This window comes from Bacilli bacterium, assembly GCA_036381315.1.
In the GTDB taxonomy this organism is placed as follows: Bacteria; Bacillota; Bacilli; order Paenibacillales; family KCTC-25726; genus DASVDB01.
Genome location: DASVDB010000108.1, coordinates 55,960 through 72,432, shown reverse-complemented (window position 1 = coordinate 72,432; position 16,473 = coordinate 55,960). Strand labels below are relative to the sequence as shown.

Here is a 16,473-nt window from a genome sequence, read left to right as displayed (position 1 = left end):
TGCTCCGATTCATTGGGTTGGCTCGCCCGAATCGCTTATCGTCCGGATTTTACCGTAAATGCGATCACATGCTCCTCATGCTTGCCCGCTTTCGCAAGTTGCAAAGCCGCGATCCAATCTCCGCCCATCGGCAGCATCGCGTAAGCCTCGTAGCGGCCGGCAGATTTCTCCGTAAATGACAGGGCGATGGCGTCATGCTCCATTCTGTCCATCTCCAGCCGCGCGGTGATGGACAGATGAGCAGCCGGCTTCCCCTGTTCCGTTACCGTCAAAACAAGCGGCAGCGCCTTGCCCGGCTGCCATGATGGCGGTACGGCAAGCGCGGCCTCCCATTGCCCGGACGATCCGCAGCCTGGCAAAACGGCCAGCAGCATGGCGCAGATTGCGGCGGCAACCGCATGGAGAACAATCCGTGTATTCATCCACGATCCCCTTTCTGCTGCCGCAAAAAATCGGCTGCCGTGGATTTTGCGATTTTTCCGCCGGACAGCACGGCAACATGCGTGCAGACACGCTTAACCTCGGAAACATCATGCGTCGAAAACAGCACCGTTTTATCGCGCAAACCGCCGATGAGCGCCAAAATGTCTTCGCGGCCGTTGGGATCCAAGCCGCTTGTCGGTTCATCGAGAATCCAGATATCTGTCTGTTCATACAGCATCACCGCAAGCCCGAGACGCTGCAGCATCCCTTTTGAAAAATCGCGCGCAAGCTTGTCCTTGTCGTCCCAAAGGGACGTTTGCCTTAACACGCGCTCGATTTGGGCAAAATCTACCGTTTGCCTGCCGCAAGAAGCGAAAAACCGCACATTTTCCTCGCCGGTCAAAAGCGGATACAGTTGAAACTTCTCCGGCAAAAACGAGACATGCCGTTTCCATTCACGGCGGCGGTGGGGGATGCCGGCCAGCGTGACGGTTCCCTGTCTGACCGGCATCAGCCCGAGCAACGACCTGAACAGCGTCGTTTTCCCCGCTCCGTTGCCGCCGATGAGCGCGCAAATTTCACCTTTGGCAACGGTAAGGTCGACATGGTCCAGCACCGTATTGCCTCCATACGCCTGGGATAATCCGCGAATTACGATCATTGCTGCGCAACCCTCCTTCCCGCGAACACGGCAAGCGCCGACAACAGCGGCAGCCAAACCGCCAGGTCAAGCGCCACATACGCGGCGGGCGAAAGCATCACCATTTGCTTCATCACTCTCGACATATGCTCCAGCGGGAAAAAGCCGAACGCCGTTTCCAGATAAAAATGCAAGGCGTGCAGCGGATCGATAAAATACAGGGTCGAAAAAAGCGCCATATTTTCCGCAGTCACGGTTGGCAGTAAATAAAGCAAAACGGTATCAGCCGCAAATACAAACAAAAACCAAAGCGCAACCGCCGCGCCCGCCAGTTGCATTTTGTTGCCGCAAAACGCGCCGGCGGCAACGCCCATTTGATTAAACACAAGCCATAGCGCAAGCAACACCGCGACATACGGCAAATACCCGGACCAGGCAAAGGCAAACAGAATCTTGAGCGGCAACACCAACACGAGCTTAAGCAGCAAAACCGAGGGCAAAATCGTAAATTGTACGGCAATGCCTTTTTTCCATAAAAAAGTAGCCGGCTTCTCCCGTTTCACAACAAGCAGCAGCATCGTCTTCTGTTCTTTCTCCTGCAAAACGGACATGGCCGAAAAAAACAGGGCGAGCAGCGGAACAAGGTAAACCTCCAATTCATATAGGGACAGCAAATACAGCTTCAAGCCCTGCTCCGCCGGAAACGTACGCGCTTGCCACAGCATAAGGACGGACAGCAACGCAAAAAGCCCCATGATCAGCCAAAAACCTTTCCCCCGAAGCGCCTCCCGCCATTCCTTCCAAATGTATGCGATGTATGCGCCCATCAGCCCCATCTCCTTTTGCGCCGAATCACATAGAAAGTCGACAGCAACGCTGCACCCGCCACAGCCGCGAAAATAGCCGCCGGGTGAATCCCCGCACGCTCCGCGAGCGGGTGCGGATCGGTAAACATGATGTCCTGCCTGTTCAGCAGGCGGTTTATCTCTTCGTAAATGCGCACGGACGGGCTGCCGAGAAACAGGTAAACAAGCTCGCTTTCCTTGATCAGCCGCCCGAGCGACGATTTGTATTGCACGGGCACATCGCCAAGTCCGTCCCGATTCAAATCAAGCGCGGGCTCTTCCGCCCACAAGTTGCCCCGCCCATGTTCGCTCCAGGCGTTTGTTCCCGCGCCGCCAACAGCGACGACCGGAACGGCGTTGCGCACAAAGCGGTTTTGGCTGAACGCCCCATTGGCCGCGCTCGCCCAGATTTCCACGCCGATCTTGTTGTGCGCGAACGTATTTCCGGTAATTTTATAGTTAAAGGAATTATCGATATACAACCCGCGCTGGTTTTCCGAAAAATGGTTGCCGCCGATTTGGACATTTTCGCTTTCCTTAAGCAGAATCCCGAACGCTTGCGTGCCGTTTTGCCCGGAAAATTGGTTGGCGGAAAGTTCGATATTCCGGGACAGCATAATGGCCGCTCCGCCAATATTGCCGGTAAAGCGGTTCGCCCAAAAACGGTTACCGTTCGCATACATATAATGCAAGCCGTAACGAGTGCCGCTGATGCGGTTGCCTTCGGCTAAATTGTGGTCGGCGTAGTAAAAGTAAATGCCGTCCCGCGTCCCTGTGATTTTGTTGTTCACAAGTTTGTTGCGGTTCGCATGCACGAGCTGGATGCCGTTGCCCTGGCTGGCGATTTCCGCGCTTCCCGCCCCCTGCACCGTTACATTCTCGATCACATTGCCGTCGCTGTTTTTCAGATAAATGCCGTGATAGGAATCGGCGATAAACAGCGACTTGATGGTTGTATCCGTCGCGCCCGACACTTTTACCGCAGCGTATTCTTCCGCCGAGTTGCGGTCCGTGCCGCCATGTTCAACGACAAGGCGCTCCAGGAGCACATGGGAGGCGCGGATTGTGATGACATTTCCGGTTCCGTCCCCGCGGATTGTCGTGCCGTCCGTTCCGATCAATTGGCAAGGCTTGTCAATGACTACATTTCCCGCAAACGTTTGTGCAGGCAATTTGATCACCGCTCCCGCTGGCGCGGCGTCAATCATTTGCTGCAACGAAGCGCTGACAGACGCCCCCTTGCCGCCGCTTGGCGCCGATTCGGGCGAACCGGGCGCCGGGCGCGGAGCCCCTTTTCCCATGCCGTGCTCCGGCCAAATAACAGCGAGGAGGCACAGCAAACCGATTATCCATATACTGATGCGCTTCATGGCCGTTTACCGCTTTTCCGATGATGAATGGCGGCGGCAAGCAACAAGAGAAACGCGAGGCCCAGAAGTATCGAACCATACGTGAAATAGCTGTGCGTTACAAAGTTGGCGATGCGGTTTGCGCCAAGAATCGGCGGTATAAACGGCTTAATGTGAATCGGCGCGCGCGGGTCGAGATTTAAGCCGAATCGGGACAGCCAACGGTAAATGTCCCATATCCCGGCCAGCCCGCCGATAATATATACTCCAATAACGACATATAACAATTTTGCGCGCCGGACAATGGCCGCAATCAGCGTCAATCCTGCCAGCGCCCCGATAACGGCGGGCAAATAGCGCAATTCCGGAAACGTATCTTCGCTGAATGGCTGCATGCCGATATAATGGTTCAGCCCGTTAATGATGTCGATGCGCCCAACCATTTTATACGGGTATACGATAATGCGCAGCCCTTCCGGATATTGCGGCGCGAAAAAGGTCAAACCCCACCACGGCAAAAATATCGTTACGGCAACCATCAGCGCCGCGGCAAAAACGGCGAGCGCGTCGATTTTGGACAGCTTTCGCGGCATCATGATTCCCCCTGAAGCAAACGGCTTATTTCGGTTCCACCAAAAGATAACCCGACATTTCCTGGTGCAAAGCCGAACAGAAGTTGGTGCAGTAGAACGGGAAGGTGCCCGCCTTGTCGGCGATAAATTCCAGCGTCTTGGTCTCGCCCGGCTGCACTTCCATATTCAGGTTATAATCGTTAATGCCGAAACCGTGCGTTATATCCTCATCGAGATCAATGTTTGTCAAGTGAACGACCACTTTGTCGCCTTGCCGCGCTTCAATCACGTCTTTGCGCTTCGCTTTCGCATCCAATACGAACTTTGACCGCATGGCGATGCCATAAACATGCACTTCGCCATCTTTGCGCACAATCCGCGCATCCTCCTGCCTCCATACCGAATCAGGCCGTTTTTCGTCTTGCGGGTAAACATTGATCGTATGGATTTTGTCCGCCTTGATCATTTGCGCGTAATGCGGCTCGGGATCGACCGGAACGCTGGCGATGATGCGCATTTTGTCTCCGGACAAATCAATGAGCTGCATCGACTCCGGATGCGACGGCCCTACCGACAAATAGCTGTCTTTCGCCAATTTGTTCAGGGCGACAATCCACTTGCCGTCCGGGCTTATGCTGTCTCCCTCAGCCGACACGGCGTGGCCGGGCGAATATTGCACCGGAATGCGGTCGAGCGTTTCCCCGGTGTTCACGTCCCACTTCACAATTTCCGAAGAAATAAACATCGTCGTATAGGCATTTCCCTGATCGTCAAATTGCGTATGCAAGGGGCCGAGCGCGTTCTCGGGATTCACTTCGCGCTCCATGACGGAGTTGTAATCCAAAACCGGCAGCCCTTCTTCATAGCCGGAAAACTTCTTGTTCTTGATGGCGGCAAACGCTTTTTCAAACGAAAATACCGTCATTGCCGGCGCCAGCTTGCCGGAAGCGATAAACCGCTTGCCGTCCGGAGTCACGTCAACGCCGTGCGGGGATTTGGCGACCGGCACAAGGTAAATGCCGCCTGTTTGTTTGGCCGGATCGATCATTTTCACGCCGTTTACCATCTCGTACTGGCCGTCATCGATCTTTTTCGCAAGCTCTTTCCAATTGAACAGGACGATATAGTCGCGATCTTTCTGCGATGCGTTGATCTCGTAATTGGATGTGGCTTCTTCGGTGTTGTACGTTGTCAGCACCGCCCAATCCCCGGATACCTTTTTCCCCGCGTCGGACAGATCATAGGACCACGGCGGCAACGCGACCTGATAGGCCAGCTCGAGCTTCCTTGTTTTTTCGTTAAACTGGACGGCAGACATGACGCCTTTATATTTCGCCTGAAAATCGTCAAGCGGCGCATATTCCTGCCCCAGCGGAGCGGAGAAACGGGCCGGCAAAAACAAATATTCGGTGTTTTCCGTTACGAATGCCGCACAGTGCGGGCCTACCGTATTGGGCGTTTGCAACATATCGATGGTGGTGAAAGTCGTTAGATCGAGAACCGCCGCCCGATTGTTGGCGACGTCGGTAGCAAACAAGTATTTGCCGTCGTATTCGCCGTTTGTTTCCGACAATGCGGGGTGGTGCAAATCCCCCCACGTGTATCCGCCCAGCATGTCGCGGCTTTCTTTGTCAAAACCGTAACCGGTCGCGGTATCGGGCGAAAACACCGGGATGGTGCGGATACGGCGCATGGACGGTACACCGTAAACGAACAACTGGCCCGAATGGCCGCCCGAAGCAAACAAGTAATAATCGTCCTTTTGCCCGAACGGCACATACACCTTTTCGGCGTCCCCCTTGGCGACAGCGCGATCCGCCGCTTGTTTGCCGCCGAAATCGGCAAACAACAGGGTGAAAACCAATATCCCGGCAAGTAATCCGATTAATGCCGGCGTAAATGGGAATGATTTTCGCAAGTGAACGAACCCCTTTCCTCGTTATTGGCCCGCGGCTTTTTTCAGGGCCGCCAATACCGCTTTGTAATCTTCGTCGCTAAGCGGATCGCCGCCCAACACCCCTGACATGACGGCGCTGGTCGGCTTTTTCAAAAATTCCTCGATGGCAACGCCATGTTTGTCTTTCACCGTAACATACGCCTGCGACAAATCCGGGCCTACCTGCCCGGCGTGAATCCCAAGCGAAGAAATGGAGTGGCAGGCAACGCAATTGCGTTTGACAAATATTTCGCCGTCTTTGGTCGCGGCCGGCTGTGCGGTCGCTGCAGCCTGCGCTTGCCCGTCGCCCGGAGCGGCCGCAGTATTTGCCGCAGCGGCGTCTTGCTTAGGCCCGTGGTTGGAATAAATCGCATAGCTTACGCCGAATGCCAAACCGAAAAAGACGATGAAGACGATCGCGTTTTTCCAGCGCATTTCGTTTTCGAAACATTTCATAACGTTTGCACCCCCTATTCCTCCTAGAAATTGTAACCATTATAGATACTCAGTCTTAACCGATTCTGTGAAAAATTGCACAAGTTCATCGGCAAACGATGGCGATCCTGTGAATATAAAAAAACGCGTCGCAACACGTTGTTTGCGGCCTTGCGCGACATCGGCCAGCATGCGTGGCAGTCAGCCAGCATGCGCGGCCGTCGGCCGGATCGTTTTTTGCCTGGCTGCCTGTTCCGCGCCCCTACACATCCTCGGAGTTCGCCGAACTGTTGATTTCGCAGGCAAACGTAGTGGTCGCGCCGGGCAGCGGTTTTGGCGCGAATGGCGAAGGGTATGTTCCTTCGCCCTGGCCCTTTGACGACGGAAGAAAGGCTGCGCGAGGCAATCGGGCGGATCGGCAAACTTGGAGTGTTTTGAATAAGTGGATGAGGATTGGTTACGCTGGAATTTAGTTGGATTTTATCCAACTATTATCGAGGAATATTTTGTAATGGAATGTTTAATTGGATTTTGTCCAACTATTTTTACATGAAATCAGCAAAATTATTGAAAATCGCCTGAATTAGATGGATGAAATCCACTTAATTCCTTTTGCAAGGGTGAAATCGGAAAATTTAATTGGACAAAATCCAACTAAACGACTGCCGGCTAAAACCGGCAGGTTCTTGCCAGCGGCCGAAAGCCGCCTGTTCAGGCTAGAGTCTCGCGGAAAAGCAATCTGTGGCTAAAGCCCCCTAAAGCTCGCCGACGAAAACTCGGCCGTAACTCATCCGCAAAACCACGGTCGGTTTGCCGGCTTGCGGCCTTTCTAGCCCGCTGACGGAACGCAACCGGTTCGGCGGACTGCGGCATTTTAGCTTTGAAGCCCAGTCGATTTGCCGGCTTGCAACTTCGTATTAAGGAGTTTTCGGATCTAACGGACGTGACAGAGGCTATTTTGGGTTTTACGCCCGGTTTTAAAGTTTAACGGTCGTAGGCGCGCTTATTTTAGCATTTTGAGCGGTATTCAGGTAAAAATAAGGCGAATAGCCGCTCAAGCGTACGTTAAAATTTTTGCCCAGCCTTTTTTCGGCAAATAGCCTCTGCTACGTCCGTTAGCGCTGTGCAGGGAAGGAAGTGCAGTGATTGTTGTGGAGGAAACTTTGTACAGGGAGGCGGTTCCCTGTTTTGGCGTTGCGCGGGAAGGCAGTCCCCCTCCGTTTTGGCGTTGCGCAGTGAGTTTTAACGTTTATAAAGCGCAAGTGCTGGAAGATGACCGCCTAAAGGCGGCGGGTTTAGGCCGGCATATGGAAACCAAATGAAAAATCCGGTATTGATCTCCCTCAACTCTTCCCGGGTTTAAAAAAACGTTCGAAAAAATGCCGGACGTTTTATTGTGCGCGAAAGTTCCTTCGTCAAAAATGAAGGGCAAATCTGCACGATAATTTTGGAATTTGAAAAAAAATTCATAATGAAGGGCAAATCCGCACTATATTTTCCGGAAAAGGCAGTTAGCAAAATTTAACGTGCATTCCTGCGCTATAATCGAAAAAACTGACTTTTTTTAAAAAATTAACGTGCACTTTTGCGCTTTACTTATACTCTGTTGCCGAAAAGCGTCTTCACATTCTTGGGTCAAGCAGGATTGTTGTTGGGGTGCTATTCTTCTTCTGCCAGCCGGACGGTGAGCAGCGACCAGACGGAAAGGCGCGGAATGGTCACAACCAGCTCCGCTCCTTTCTTTCCCGCTTCTATGCGGTACGGGACTTGCTGCGGGCGTCCCATGTGCTCGTCGGGCGAAGCGAGAAAGACACTTTGCACGTTCCCCATGATTAGCATTCGAACCTCCAGATTGTATTGAACGGGGGGTTTGTTTTTGCCTTTGTTCCAAAACTCATCGTTGCCGCGCAAATTAACAAGCGCCACCGTCTTCAAACCGGGCTTCTCCCGTATAATCGTCCATACTTTGCCGCCTTGACCATATGAACTGAACCGGCTTCCTAAGAATGTATACTCTACATTGTCCCAATCCGTATGCGTCATGGAGACGTCTTTCAGTTCCCCATCATAGAACAGATTGGCATACCGCACCTGAAAATCGTAGTATCGCCGGATTTCTTCGGCAAATTCGTCGCTTAGCCGCGCATGATTCACATAATAGCCCTCGGTTAATACGCCTTTGTTCTCACCTAACAGCAGATGGGTTCCGCCATGAGAGACAATTATCGCCGTCAGCAGCAGCGCCGCGTAGTTCGCCTTTGCAACATGCTCCGACTGCTTTCGCCGAAAAGGCTGCAGATAGGCGGCCAGAATCACTGGCTTGCCATGTCCCGCGCGCTTCGCCCGTTCGATAAGCTCGCGGATATGATGATACCGCTCGTAAGGTTTCCAGACTTCAATGTAGACGGCATCCTGCGCCGAAGAAGCGACCGCGTCAACCGGCCAATTACCCACGTTGTTGAAGATGAGACCGACATCCGGCTTTGACTTGGCCAACTCTTCCCGCGAATGATCAATCAGCACGGGAAAATGCGCATCCAGCCGCTCGATCTTCCGAACGCCGTTCAGGCGGGAGAGCGCTGTCTTCGGAAAACCGTATGTATCCATATGGATGCCGTCGAAATTCAGTTGCTCGATCGCGTTACGGTATTGCCCGATAATATGGCGATGCCAGGGGCTCTCCGGCGAGATGTTCATAATCTTGAAGACGCCGATAAAATCGTGCGTATTGCCGTTTCCATCCAGTAATCCCCAGTCGGGATGCCGCCGATGAAAGGCATGGCTGGCGGCATAAACGGCGCCGTATGCGATCGCGCGCATGCCAAGGCGATGGCATAGCGCAATCTTATGCCGGACCGTATCGATGTTGACCGTTCTGCCCATTAAATCCTGAAATTCGCCGTCATGCGGGGGAATCAGATTATCGTGGCGGTACATCCAATCGTAAAACTGCACGGCATTCAAATGCAGCTTGCGCATCCAGGCAAGATCCGTTTCATCGGACATGTCGGCTGTATCATAATGGCTGAGAAACCCGTAACGAATCGACTTGTTCCAACAGGAAACCACATCGAACGCAGTGGAACGGGTGTCCAGGCAGACTTCCCGATCATACAAGAAAACGTCAAGCCCGTATCCGGTGAGATCCGCCTCACCCGGGCGCACTTCAACCGGAACCGCTAGCTGCCGGATGCCGCTTTGCACTTCGAGTTGAAACGTCTTTTCTGCGATTAATTCATCCATAAAGAGCACTCGCACCACAATTCGCATGTTCCGCAGAACACCCGGATTTTCCAGTTCAATGCAGACGTTCACCGGCTCATTGCCCACAAATTGCGCCTTGGCCGGATACACATCCCGAATAAAAGGCTGCAATCCAATCATCCTTTCAAGGCTCCCGCCATGATGCCTTTAATAAAATAACGTTGAAATGCGAGAAACGCGACAATTGGCGGCAGGACGCCAATTACGGCGGCTGCCCCCATCAGGTTCCATTTGGCTCCATATTGTTGGAAAAACATCGAGATCGCAAGCGGAATCGTCTGCACCGATTGGCTCTGTAGAAAAAAGATGGCCTGCCCGTAATTGTTCCAAATTTGCAGCCCCGTCAATATGACCACCGCAGACGTAACGGGAGCGAGAAAAAAAAACGTGACCCGGAAAAATGCGGTGAAATGGGTGCAGCCGTCGATGATGGCAGATTCCTCTATCTCTTTCGGGATCGCGCGGATAAAGCTGGTATATAGAAACACGGAGAAGGGCATAACCGTGGACGCCATCAGCAAAATCATCGCCCATAGCGTGTTGATTCCGCCGATCGATCGCATTAGCGTATAAAGCGGCACCGTGATAATGATTGCCGGGATCATCATGCTAAGCAGAAAGACGGTAAAAATCGCCCGATGCAGCCGATTGCGGAATCTGGCGATGGCATAGCCGGCTGAACTGGCCAACAGCACGTTAAGCGCCACCGATCCGACCGTAATGATCAGCGAATTGCCGATGGCTCGCCCGATATGCGAAGACACCCAGGCTTCCGCATAGTTGTGAAAATAAAAATCAGGCATGAATAAAGACTCTTCGAAGAAATTGAACGAAGGAGCATTGAGCGATAAAAAAAGCAAAACGTAAAACGGAATCAGCGACAGAAGGCTGATCGCCACGGCCGCGGCATATTTGAGTGCGGTTCTCATCCATTTTCCTCCGTTACAATTCGTATTCTCTATTTTTGGTCAATTTCAAGAACAAAAAGACCGGCACGACGATAATCATAAACAAAATCAGCGCCACTGCCGTGGAATAGCCCGTGAAACTGCCGTAAAGCATGCGCATAATATACAAGCTCAGCGATTCTGTCGCGTAACCGGGTCCCCCATCAGTCATTGCCACAATAATGTCAAATACCGAAAGCGAACCGATTATATTCGTTACAACATTAATTTTGATCGATGGGTACAGCATCGGAATCGTGATGAAACGCAACTTTTGCAAATAACCGGCTCCGTCTATTTCGCCGGCCTCATAGAGTTCCTGCGGAATGGACTGCAGTCCGGCCAAATAGATGATCATCGTCATACCGGCATATTGCCACACATTCACCAAAATGATGACGACCAGTGCGGAGCCGGTGTGCCCGAGCCAATTGCCGCCAGTGAAGCCGGGATAAAGAAGATTCAGAGCGTGGAACAGAAATCCACGCCCAGGCTGCAAAATAAAATACCAAATGTAACCCATAATCAGCGGGCTGATGACCGCCGGCATATACACAATAGCCCGCACGACAGCATTGCCCTTGAACCGGGAATCGAGCAGAAGCGCGTAAAGAAGGCCGAATATATTGAGAAGCGGCGCGCTCCCGAGAGCGAACAACACCGTATTGGCAATATCCGTCTTGGCCCGCTCATCATGAAAGAAATTGAAGAAGTTGCTAAGCCCTACGAAGTTCGGGGCGGTGACTCCGTTTGAATCGGTCAAGCTGATTCCCACTCCCTGCGCGAGCGGATACAGAAAGAAGAGAGCGAACAGAATGATGGCCGGTAGTGCCATAATTTTATGAAGATGACGATTGATTTTGCCGATAACGGCCCCCATGCTGACAGCCTCCCCTGTAATTCAGATTGAGCCCCCGCCACTTTCTGGCAAGGGGCATTGAAATTGATGATTCAGCTACGACTGCATAAGATTACTTGCCGTTCGTTGCATTCCATGCTTTATCCCACGATTCCTTGAACGCTTTGGCGAATTCCGCGGGTGTTTTATATTTGTCCGCCAACAACTCCTGCACGACGCGGCCGGCATCATCGCCGGAAAAGCCGGAAGGCCAATCGGTAAATTGAATATTGGCGCCTTTGGATAAAGCGGCTTTTGCTTCATCCTTGATCGGACCCCAGTCGGCATCCACATTTGTAAACGCAGGCGGCGATTTCAGGAACTCGCTGTATGCTTGCAAATTTTCCGGCTGGAACAAAAAGTTCAGGAACTCCAAAGCTTCTTTCGGATGCTTCGAGGCTGACGTAATCGCGTAAACGGAATCCTCGGCCGATAGTACGACAGGTTTTGTGCCGTCGATAATCGGCGGGTACGGGCTGAATCCGATCTTGGAGGCGAAATTGGGATCCATTTTAAGGAGATCGCCCATAACCCACATGCCTTGGCTGATCATCGCCGCCTTGCCGGAAACAAACGCTTGTTTTTGGTTGTCATACGTTGCGGTTAAAGCGTCGCTGTTGATCAGTCCATCCTTTTTCAGTTGCAATAAGCGGCTTGCGAACGATTCCATGCTGCCGTTCGGCGCGTCGAAAGCAAGTTTATCCTGCTCGTTAAAAATGAACGCTTTGCGTGAATCGGTGATGCCATACTTTTGCTTTATCACACCATGCGCGATAAATTCGACGAGATGACCAAGTGTCCACGACTCTTTGCCGGGAAGAAACAACGGGACAACATCAGGCTTCTTCTCTTTGATCACCTTCAGATTGTTGTAGAAGTCGTCCCAGGTGAGCGCTTCCTTCAGCCCGAGTTCATTAAATATATCCTTGTTGTAAAAGATGCCGGCCATCGTCACGTTCGTGGCAACTTTAAACTGCTTGCCGGTCTTGATATCCGTACACAGCTCCTTGACGGAGGGCAGAATATTCGACCAGAACGGTTCATTCGACAAATCCAGATACTTGCCCTGGTCGATATAATCCTGCATGACGACCGTGGTGATATCCGGAATATCGCCGGAAGCGAATTTGACCTTAATGACATTGCTGGCATCTTTCTGGTATTCCTGTTCCACCTGTATGTTCGGGTGTGTTGAATTAAATTTGTCGATCAACTGGTTCATCAGATCGACCGTTTCAACCTTACCGGTAAAAAACTTAAGTTTGACTTTCTCAGCCGGCGCTGAAGATTCCTTGCTTCCGCCGCCTGTCTGGGCAGCCACCTTGTCATTATCCGTTCCACTATTGCTGTCGCTTGCGGCCGGTTTGCCGTTGTCCGCTCCGCAGCCTGCCAGCATAGCAAGTACGAGTACTAAGCTGATGGTGGTTATCAACCATTTTTTAAGCAAATTCGCTCATCCCCTCTAAATGATTTATGGATACTGCTTAGACGTTTTTATCTTACTTGACCCCGCTCTCATCAAGGAATACCGTATTTTTCGGATGGAGGTATGATTTTTTCAGAATATCCTCTGTTTGCTTTATTAGGCATTGCGGCCTGCTTTCCTCTATTCTATCATTGATTGCTAAGAGGCAATGTCGCAATAACGCACTGGGGAAGGGGCTCGCTCCATGAAACTGAAAAGATATCGGGATTGGCATATCAAGACCAAACTTCTGCTCATAACTGCTTTGATTATTTCGAGTTTGTTGTTTTTGGAATCCATTCTCTCCTACACCCAGTACACCCGCAATTTCGAGGCGGAATCGAGCGATCATGTTCAGCAAATTATCGAACAGGCATCGCTTAATATTGACAATTATTTGGATGATTTGATTCGCCTTGCCAAATCCCCCTATCGTAACGATGCCGTCATGCGCGCCCTTGAAGAAGAGAAGCTGCCTTCGGAAGCCGAACAACTGGAACAGCGGTGGACCATAGAGAATTTTCTTGACGAAATGATGATACTCCCGCGCAACGATATTCTTCAGGTGAACATTTTTACCAATGAAATCTATTCGATCAGCCGCATTTCAACGTTCGATTACACCCAGACCGAATACAAGGAAACCGACTGGTACCGCAAGGCGCTCTCATCGCGCGACCCGGTTTTTATTCCCGCCAGGCTTCAGCGGGTTGGGACAGGAGGCAAGCTTCCCATTTTTTCGTTAGCCCTTCAGCTTCGCAGTACGCGCAATACGGAGCGGATTCTCGGTGTGATTAAGGTTGACGCCAACTATCGCGGCATTGAAGAAATTTTGAACAAGATCGATATGGGCAAAGAGGGCGGTTTGTTGCTGACCGATGATCGGAATAGCACCATCTATTCCAGTCTTAAGGGCACTCAGATAGAGCCGTTCCTGGCCGCTGCCGGCGCCTCGATTTCGAACGGCGGCCAAACGACCATTGCCGGCAAAGGATATCTGCTCAATTCCGTGTCGATCCCCCGGGTTGGCTGGAAGCTCGTTGCCGTCAATTCTTTGGACGAATTAAATCAGAAATCGCGGCTGACGCGCAACATTACGCTGGTTATCGCGCTAGTATGCTCTCTGTTCGCCATCCTAGTGCTGTCGATATTTATTCGCAATTTCCTGAAGCCGCTGTTTGCAATCGTCCGATTGATGAAGGAAATCAATCACGGCAATCTGTCGGTCCGCTTCACAGAACGAAGAAGTGACGAAATCGGCTATCTGGGTTCTTCTTTTAATGGACTCGTCATCAAAGTAAGTGATATGTTGGAACGGAATACGAGCCTGATCAAGGAAGTGTACGAAGCCCGTCTGCTGCAGCAGGAGGCGCAGTTCAAGGCTCTGCACAACCAAATCCGGCCGCATTTTATTTTCAACACGCTCAATATGATCAGCCTGTTGATGCAATCCGGCAAACAGGAGCAAGCCATCGATCACATCCATAAGCTGAGCAGCATTTTGCGCAGTATTACGACCTGGGATCGGGAAGTGACGCTTCGCCAGGAAATCGGGCTTTTGACGAATTACATAAGCATCCAAAGCAGCCGTTATGAAGGAAGATTGGCTTGCCTGATCGACATCGATGAGCAATGGTACGACATGCCGATTCCACCTTTACTGTTTCAACCGATTGTAGAAAATGCCGTGATACACGGATGCGAGGCGAAACGGGAAAAAACGACGATTCGCATTGCGAGCCTGGTTGATCACAACGATTTAATGTTCCAAATCAGTGATGACGGTGGCGGTATGAACGCGGAAACACTACGCAATCTCCGGCAGAAAATCGCCGAGCCCCTCGATTCCCCAGCCGGAATCGCAAACGGGTCAGCGGATTTGCAAAAGCGCTTCTCGGGAATGGGCGTCGGCCTTATCAACGTTCACCAGCGGATCAGGCTTCGTTACGGCGAGCGATACGGGCTCAAGATCGAAAGCGAACCGGGAGCCGGCACCACGGTAACCATTCGGCTGCCGCTTCCAGACGGCAAGAGACAAACGGGGAAAAAGGAGGATCATCTATGAGGATCTTGGTGGTAGACGATGAGCCGCTGACAAGAGCTTTTTTGCGGGAGCAGCTGCCCAAGCATGATGCCGCATGGCAAGTTGTCGGCGAAGCCATGGACGGGCAGGAAGCGGCGGATTTTCTGATGAATGAAGAAGTTGATCTGATCATCACCGATATCAAAATGCCGGTGATGAACGGTTTGGCTTTATGCCGCTGGGTCATCGAGAACGGGAAAAAACAAAAAATGATTATTCTTTCCGGCTATGATGAATTTTCGTTGGCCAAGGAAGCGATACGCTACGGCGTGAAAGATTATTTGCTGAAGCCCATCCAGTCGGACGAACTGTACGATACGGTTCGGCGCATCGGGGAGGAAATCGAACAGGAAAAAGACCAGGAGCTAGCTTTTCGCGCCATGCGGAATATGTCGGAAGCTTCCCGGCGCATGGCGGTTCGGCAATTGCTGAAAGCGATCGTGACAGACAGCCATGTGGAAGTTAAAGCGCTATATCCGCTGCTTTACAAGTTCAAGATCAGTCTGATTGAATCGCTTGGCATGATTATGGTGCTCTCACTGGATGAAGAATCGATACTGACCAAGCCGTCCGTCCCGGCGAGCGACATCGCACTGTTTCAATTTATTCTGAATCAGATTGCCGAGGAACTGGCTGACGGCAGTGGGCGGGGGAGAGTTTTTCTCGACGAAGAGCAGAATACGAACATTCTGCTTAGCGGAGACGATGAAGCGGAATTAGTGGCTGCCGGGAGGCGGCTTTATGCCGATATTGCTTCCGCGATGGCCAAACATACCGGGCTTACGGTTTCGGGGGCGATCGGAACGCCGAAATACGAGGTGCTTCAGCTCGGGGCTTCCGGCCTGGAGGCGCGGAAATTGTTGTTTTCCCGGGTCGTTCACAGTGGTGGGACACTCTATGTCTACCTTGATAAACCATATGTGGACAACGGTATCATCAACAAGTGGGAACAAACGATACAGGCTTTGCGGGCGGAACTGCCAAACGCCGGGGTTGCCGCTATCGCCATGCTGGTCAAGGAATATATCGGCCTGTTCCCGGATTTTCGGCCAGCTTCCTTGCGACGATACGGCGTTCATCTGATCCGTCGACTTGGATTACTGTCGCCGGGAGATGCGGGGGAACGCAAAGAATCGGCGATGAAGTTGCTGCGGGAACTCCCCACATCGGATGAAACGCCTTTAGCAAAAGAGGCGGTGGTTAAGTTGTTCACGAACATCGCACATATTTATGCTCCGGCTGAACCTGAAGAGAAGGGCGAACATGATGTGGTCAGCCGGGCGAAGGAGTATATCAACGCTCATTATGCCGAGCCGCTCAGCCTCGCCTTGATTGCCGAGAAAATAGGCGTATCGTCGGGATATTTGAGCAGCATTTTTCATCAGGAGACAAACGAATCGTATATCAAATTCCTATCCCGGGTGCGGATGGAGCAAGCGGCCAGACTGTTTCGCATGAAGCCCGGAATTAAGGTATACGACGTTTCCGAGCAGGTTGGATACGTTAGTGTCAAGCATTTTTCCTATGTGTTCAAACAGCATTTCGGCATACCGCCAGGCGAGTACCAAAGCCTGCATGGCCGCTCGGAAGGTTCCCCATGACCATAAACCAATCGT

General features: G+C 51.8%; 13 protein-coding genes and 1 pseudogene. 3 read left to right on the top strand and 11 right to left on the bottom strand.

What is annotated here, in order from left to right:
- Nucleotides 1-35 precede the first annotated feature (35 nt).
- From VF260_08135 to VF260_08105, 7 genes are read right to left on the bottom strand one after another with little or no spacing between them, the layout of a single operon-like run.
- Nucleotides 36-422, bottom strand: coding sequence for a FixH family protein (locus tag VF260_08135; GenBank protein HEX7057147.1), 387 nt, complete (start codon nucleotides 420-422; stop codon nucleotides 36-38).
- Complete coding sequence (locus VF260_08130) at nucleotides 419-1,084, bottom strand: ABC transporter ATP-binding protein (GenBank protein HEX7057146.1); 666 nt, start codon at nucleotides 1,082-1,084, stop codon at nucleotides 419-421. The genes VF260_08135 and VF260_08130 overlap by 4 nt, the downstream gene beginning before the upstream one ends.
- Nucleotides 1,081-1,890 (bottom strand): ABC transporter permease subunit, encoded by an 810-nt coding sequence (locus tag VF260_08125; protein HEX7057145.1) that lies wholly within the window; start codon nucleotides 1,888-1,890, stop codon nucleotides 1,081-1,083. The genes VF260_08130 and VF260_08125 overlap by 4 nt, the downstream gene beginning before the upstream one ends.
- On the bottom strand, nucleotides 1,890-3,278 hold the full coding sequence (gene nosD / locus VF260_08120) for a nitrous oxide reductase family maturation protein NosD (GenBank protein HEX7057144.1): 1,389 nt from the start codon (nucleotides 3,276-3,278) through the stop codon (nucleotides 1,890-1,892). Before nosD ends, VF260_08125 begins: the two co-directional genes overlap by 1 nt.
- Complete coding sequence (locus VF260_08115) at nucleotides 3,275-3,853, bottom strand: hypothetical protein (GenBank protein ID HEX7057143.1); 579 nt, start codon at nucleotides 3,851-3,853, stop codon at nucleotides 3,275-3,277. The genes nosD and VF260_08115 overlap by 4 nt, the downstream gene beginning before the upstream one ends.
- 22 nt (nucleotides 3,854-3,875) lie before the next feature.
- Complete coding sequence (nosZ, locus tag VF260_08110; protein HEX7057142.1) at nucleotides 3,876-5,747, bottom strand: Sec-dependent nitrous-oxide reductase; 1,872 nt, start codon at nucleotides 5,745-5,747, stop codon at nucleotides 3,876-3,878.
- A gap of 21 nt (nucleotides 5,748-5,768) precedes the next feature.
- Nucleotides 5,769-6,221, bottom strand: a complete 453-nt coding sequence (locus VF260_08105) for a c-type cytochrome (GenBank protein HEX7057141.1) — start codon at nucleotides 6,219-6,221, stop codon at nucleotides 5,769-5,771.
- Between the two features lie 206 nt (nucleotides 6,222-6,427).
- On the opposite strand from VF260_08105, the pseudogene VF260_08100 reads away from it, so the two are divergent.
- Nucleotides 6,428-6,638, top strand: a pseudogene (locus VF260_08100) (LL-diaminopimelate aminotransferase).
- Nucleotides 6,639-7,859: 1,221 nt separating this feature from the next.
- On the opposite strand, the gene VF260_08095 reads toward VF260_08100, so the two are convergent.
- The 4 genes from VF260_08095 to VF260_08080 form a co-directional block, all read right to left on the bottom strand.
- Nucleotides 7,860-9,584, bottom strand: a complete 1,725-nt coding sequence (locus VF260_08095) for a glycoside hydrolase family 66 protein (GenBank protein HEX7057140.1) — start codon at nucleotides 9,582-9,584, stop codon at nucleotides 7,860-7,862.
- Nucleotides 9,581-10,393 carry a carbohydrate ABC transporter permease gene (locus tag VF260_08090; protein ID HEX7057139.1) on the bottom strand — a complete coding sequence of 271 codons (813 nt, stop codon included), beginning with the start codon at nucleotides 10,391-10,393 and terminating at the stop codon, nucleotides 9,581-9,583. Before VF260_08090 ends, VF260_08095 begins: the two co-directional genes overlap by 4 nt.
- A 13-nt stretch (nucleotides 10,394-10,406) precedes the next feature.
- Nucleotides 10,407-11,291, bottom strand: coding sequence for a sugar ABC transporter permease (locus VF260_08085; protein ID HEX7057138.1), 885 nt, complete (start codon nucleotides 11,289-11,291; stop codon nucleotides 10,407-10,409).
- 91 nt (nucleotides 11,292-11,382) lie between these two features.
- Nucleotides 11,383-12,756, bottom strand: coding sequence for an extracellular solute-binding protein (locus VF260_08080; GenBank protein HEX7057137.1), 1,374 nt, complete (start codon nucleotides 12,754-12,756; stop codon nucleotides 11,383-11,385).
- Between the two features lie 223 nt (nucleotides 12,757-12,979).
- Between VF260_08080 and VF260_08075 the strand changes: the two genes are divergently transcribed.
- The gene (locus VF260_08075) at nucleotides 12,980-14,839 is read left to right on the top strand and encodes a sensor histidine kinase (protein ID HEX7057136.1); all 1,860 of its coding nucleotides are present in this window, start codon (nucleotides 12,980-12,982) and stop codon (nucleotides 14,837-14,839) included.
- Nucleotides 14,836-16,458 (top strand): response regulator, encoded by a 1,623-nt coding sequence (locus tag VF260_08070; protein ID HEX7057135.1) that lies wholly within the window; start codon nucleotides 14,836-14,838, stop codon nucleotides 16,456-16,458. The genes VF260_08075 and VF260_08070 overlap by 4 nt, the downstream gene beginning before the upstream one ends.
- Nucleotides 16,459-16,473 lie beyond the last annotated feature (15 nt).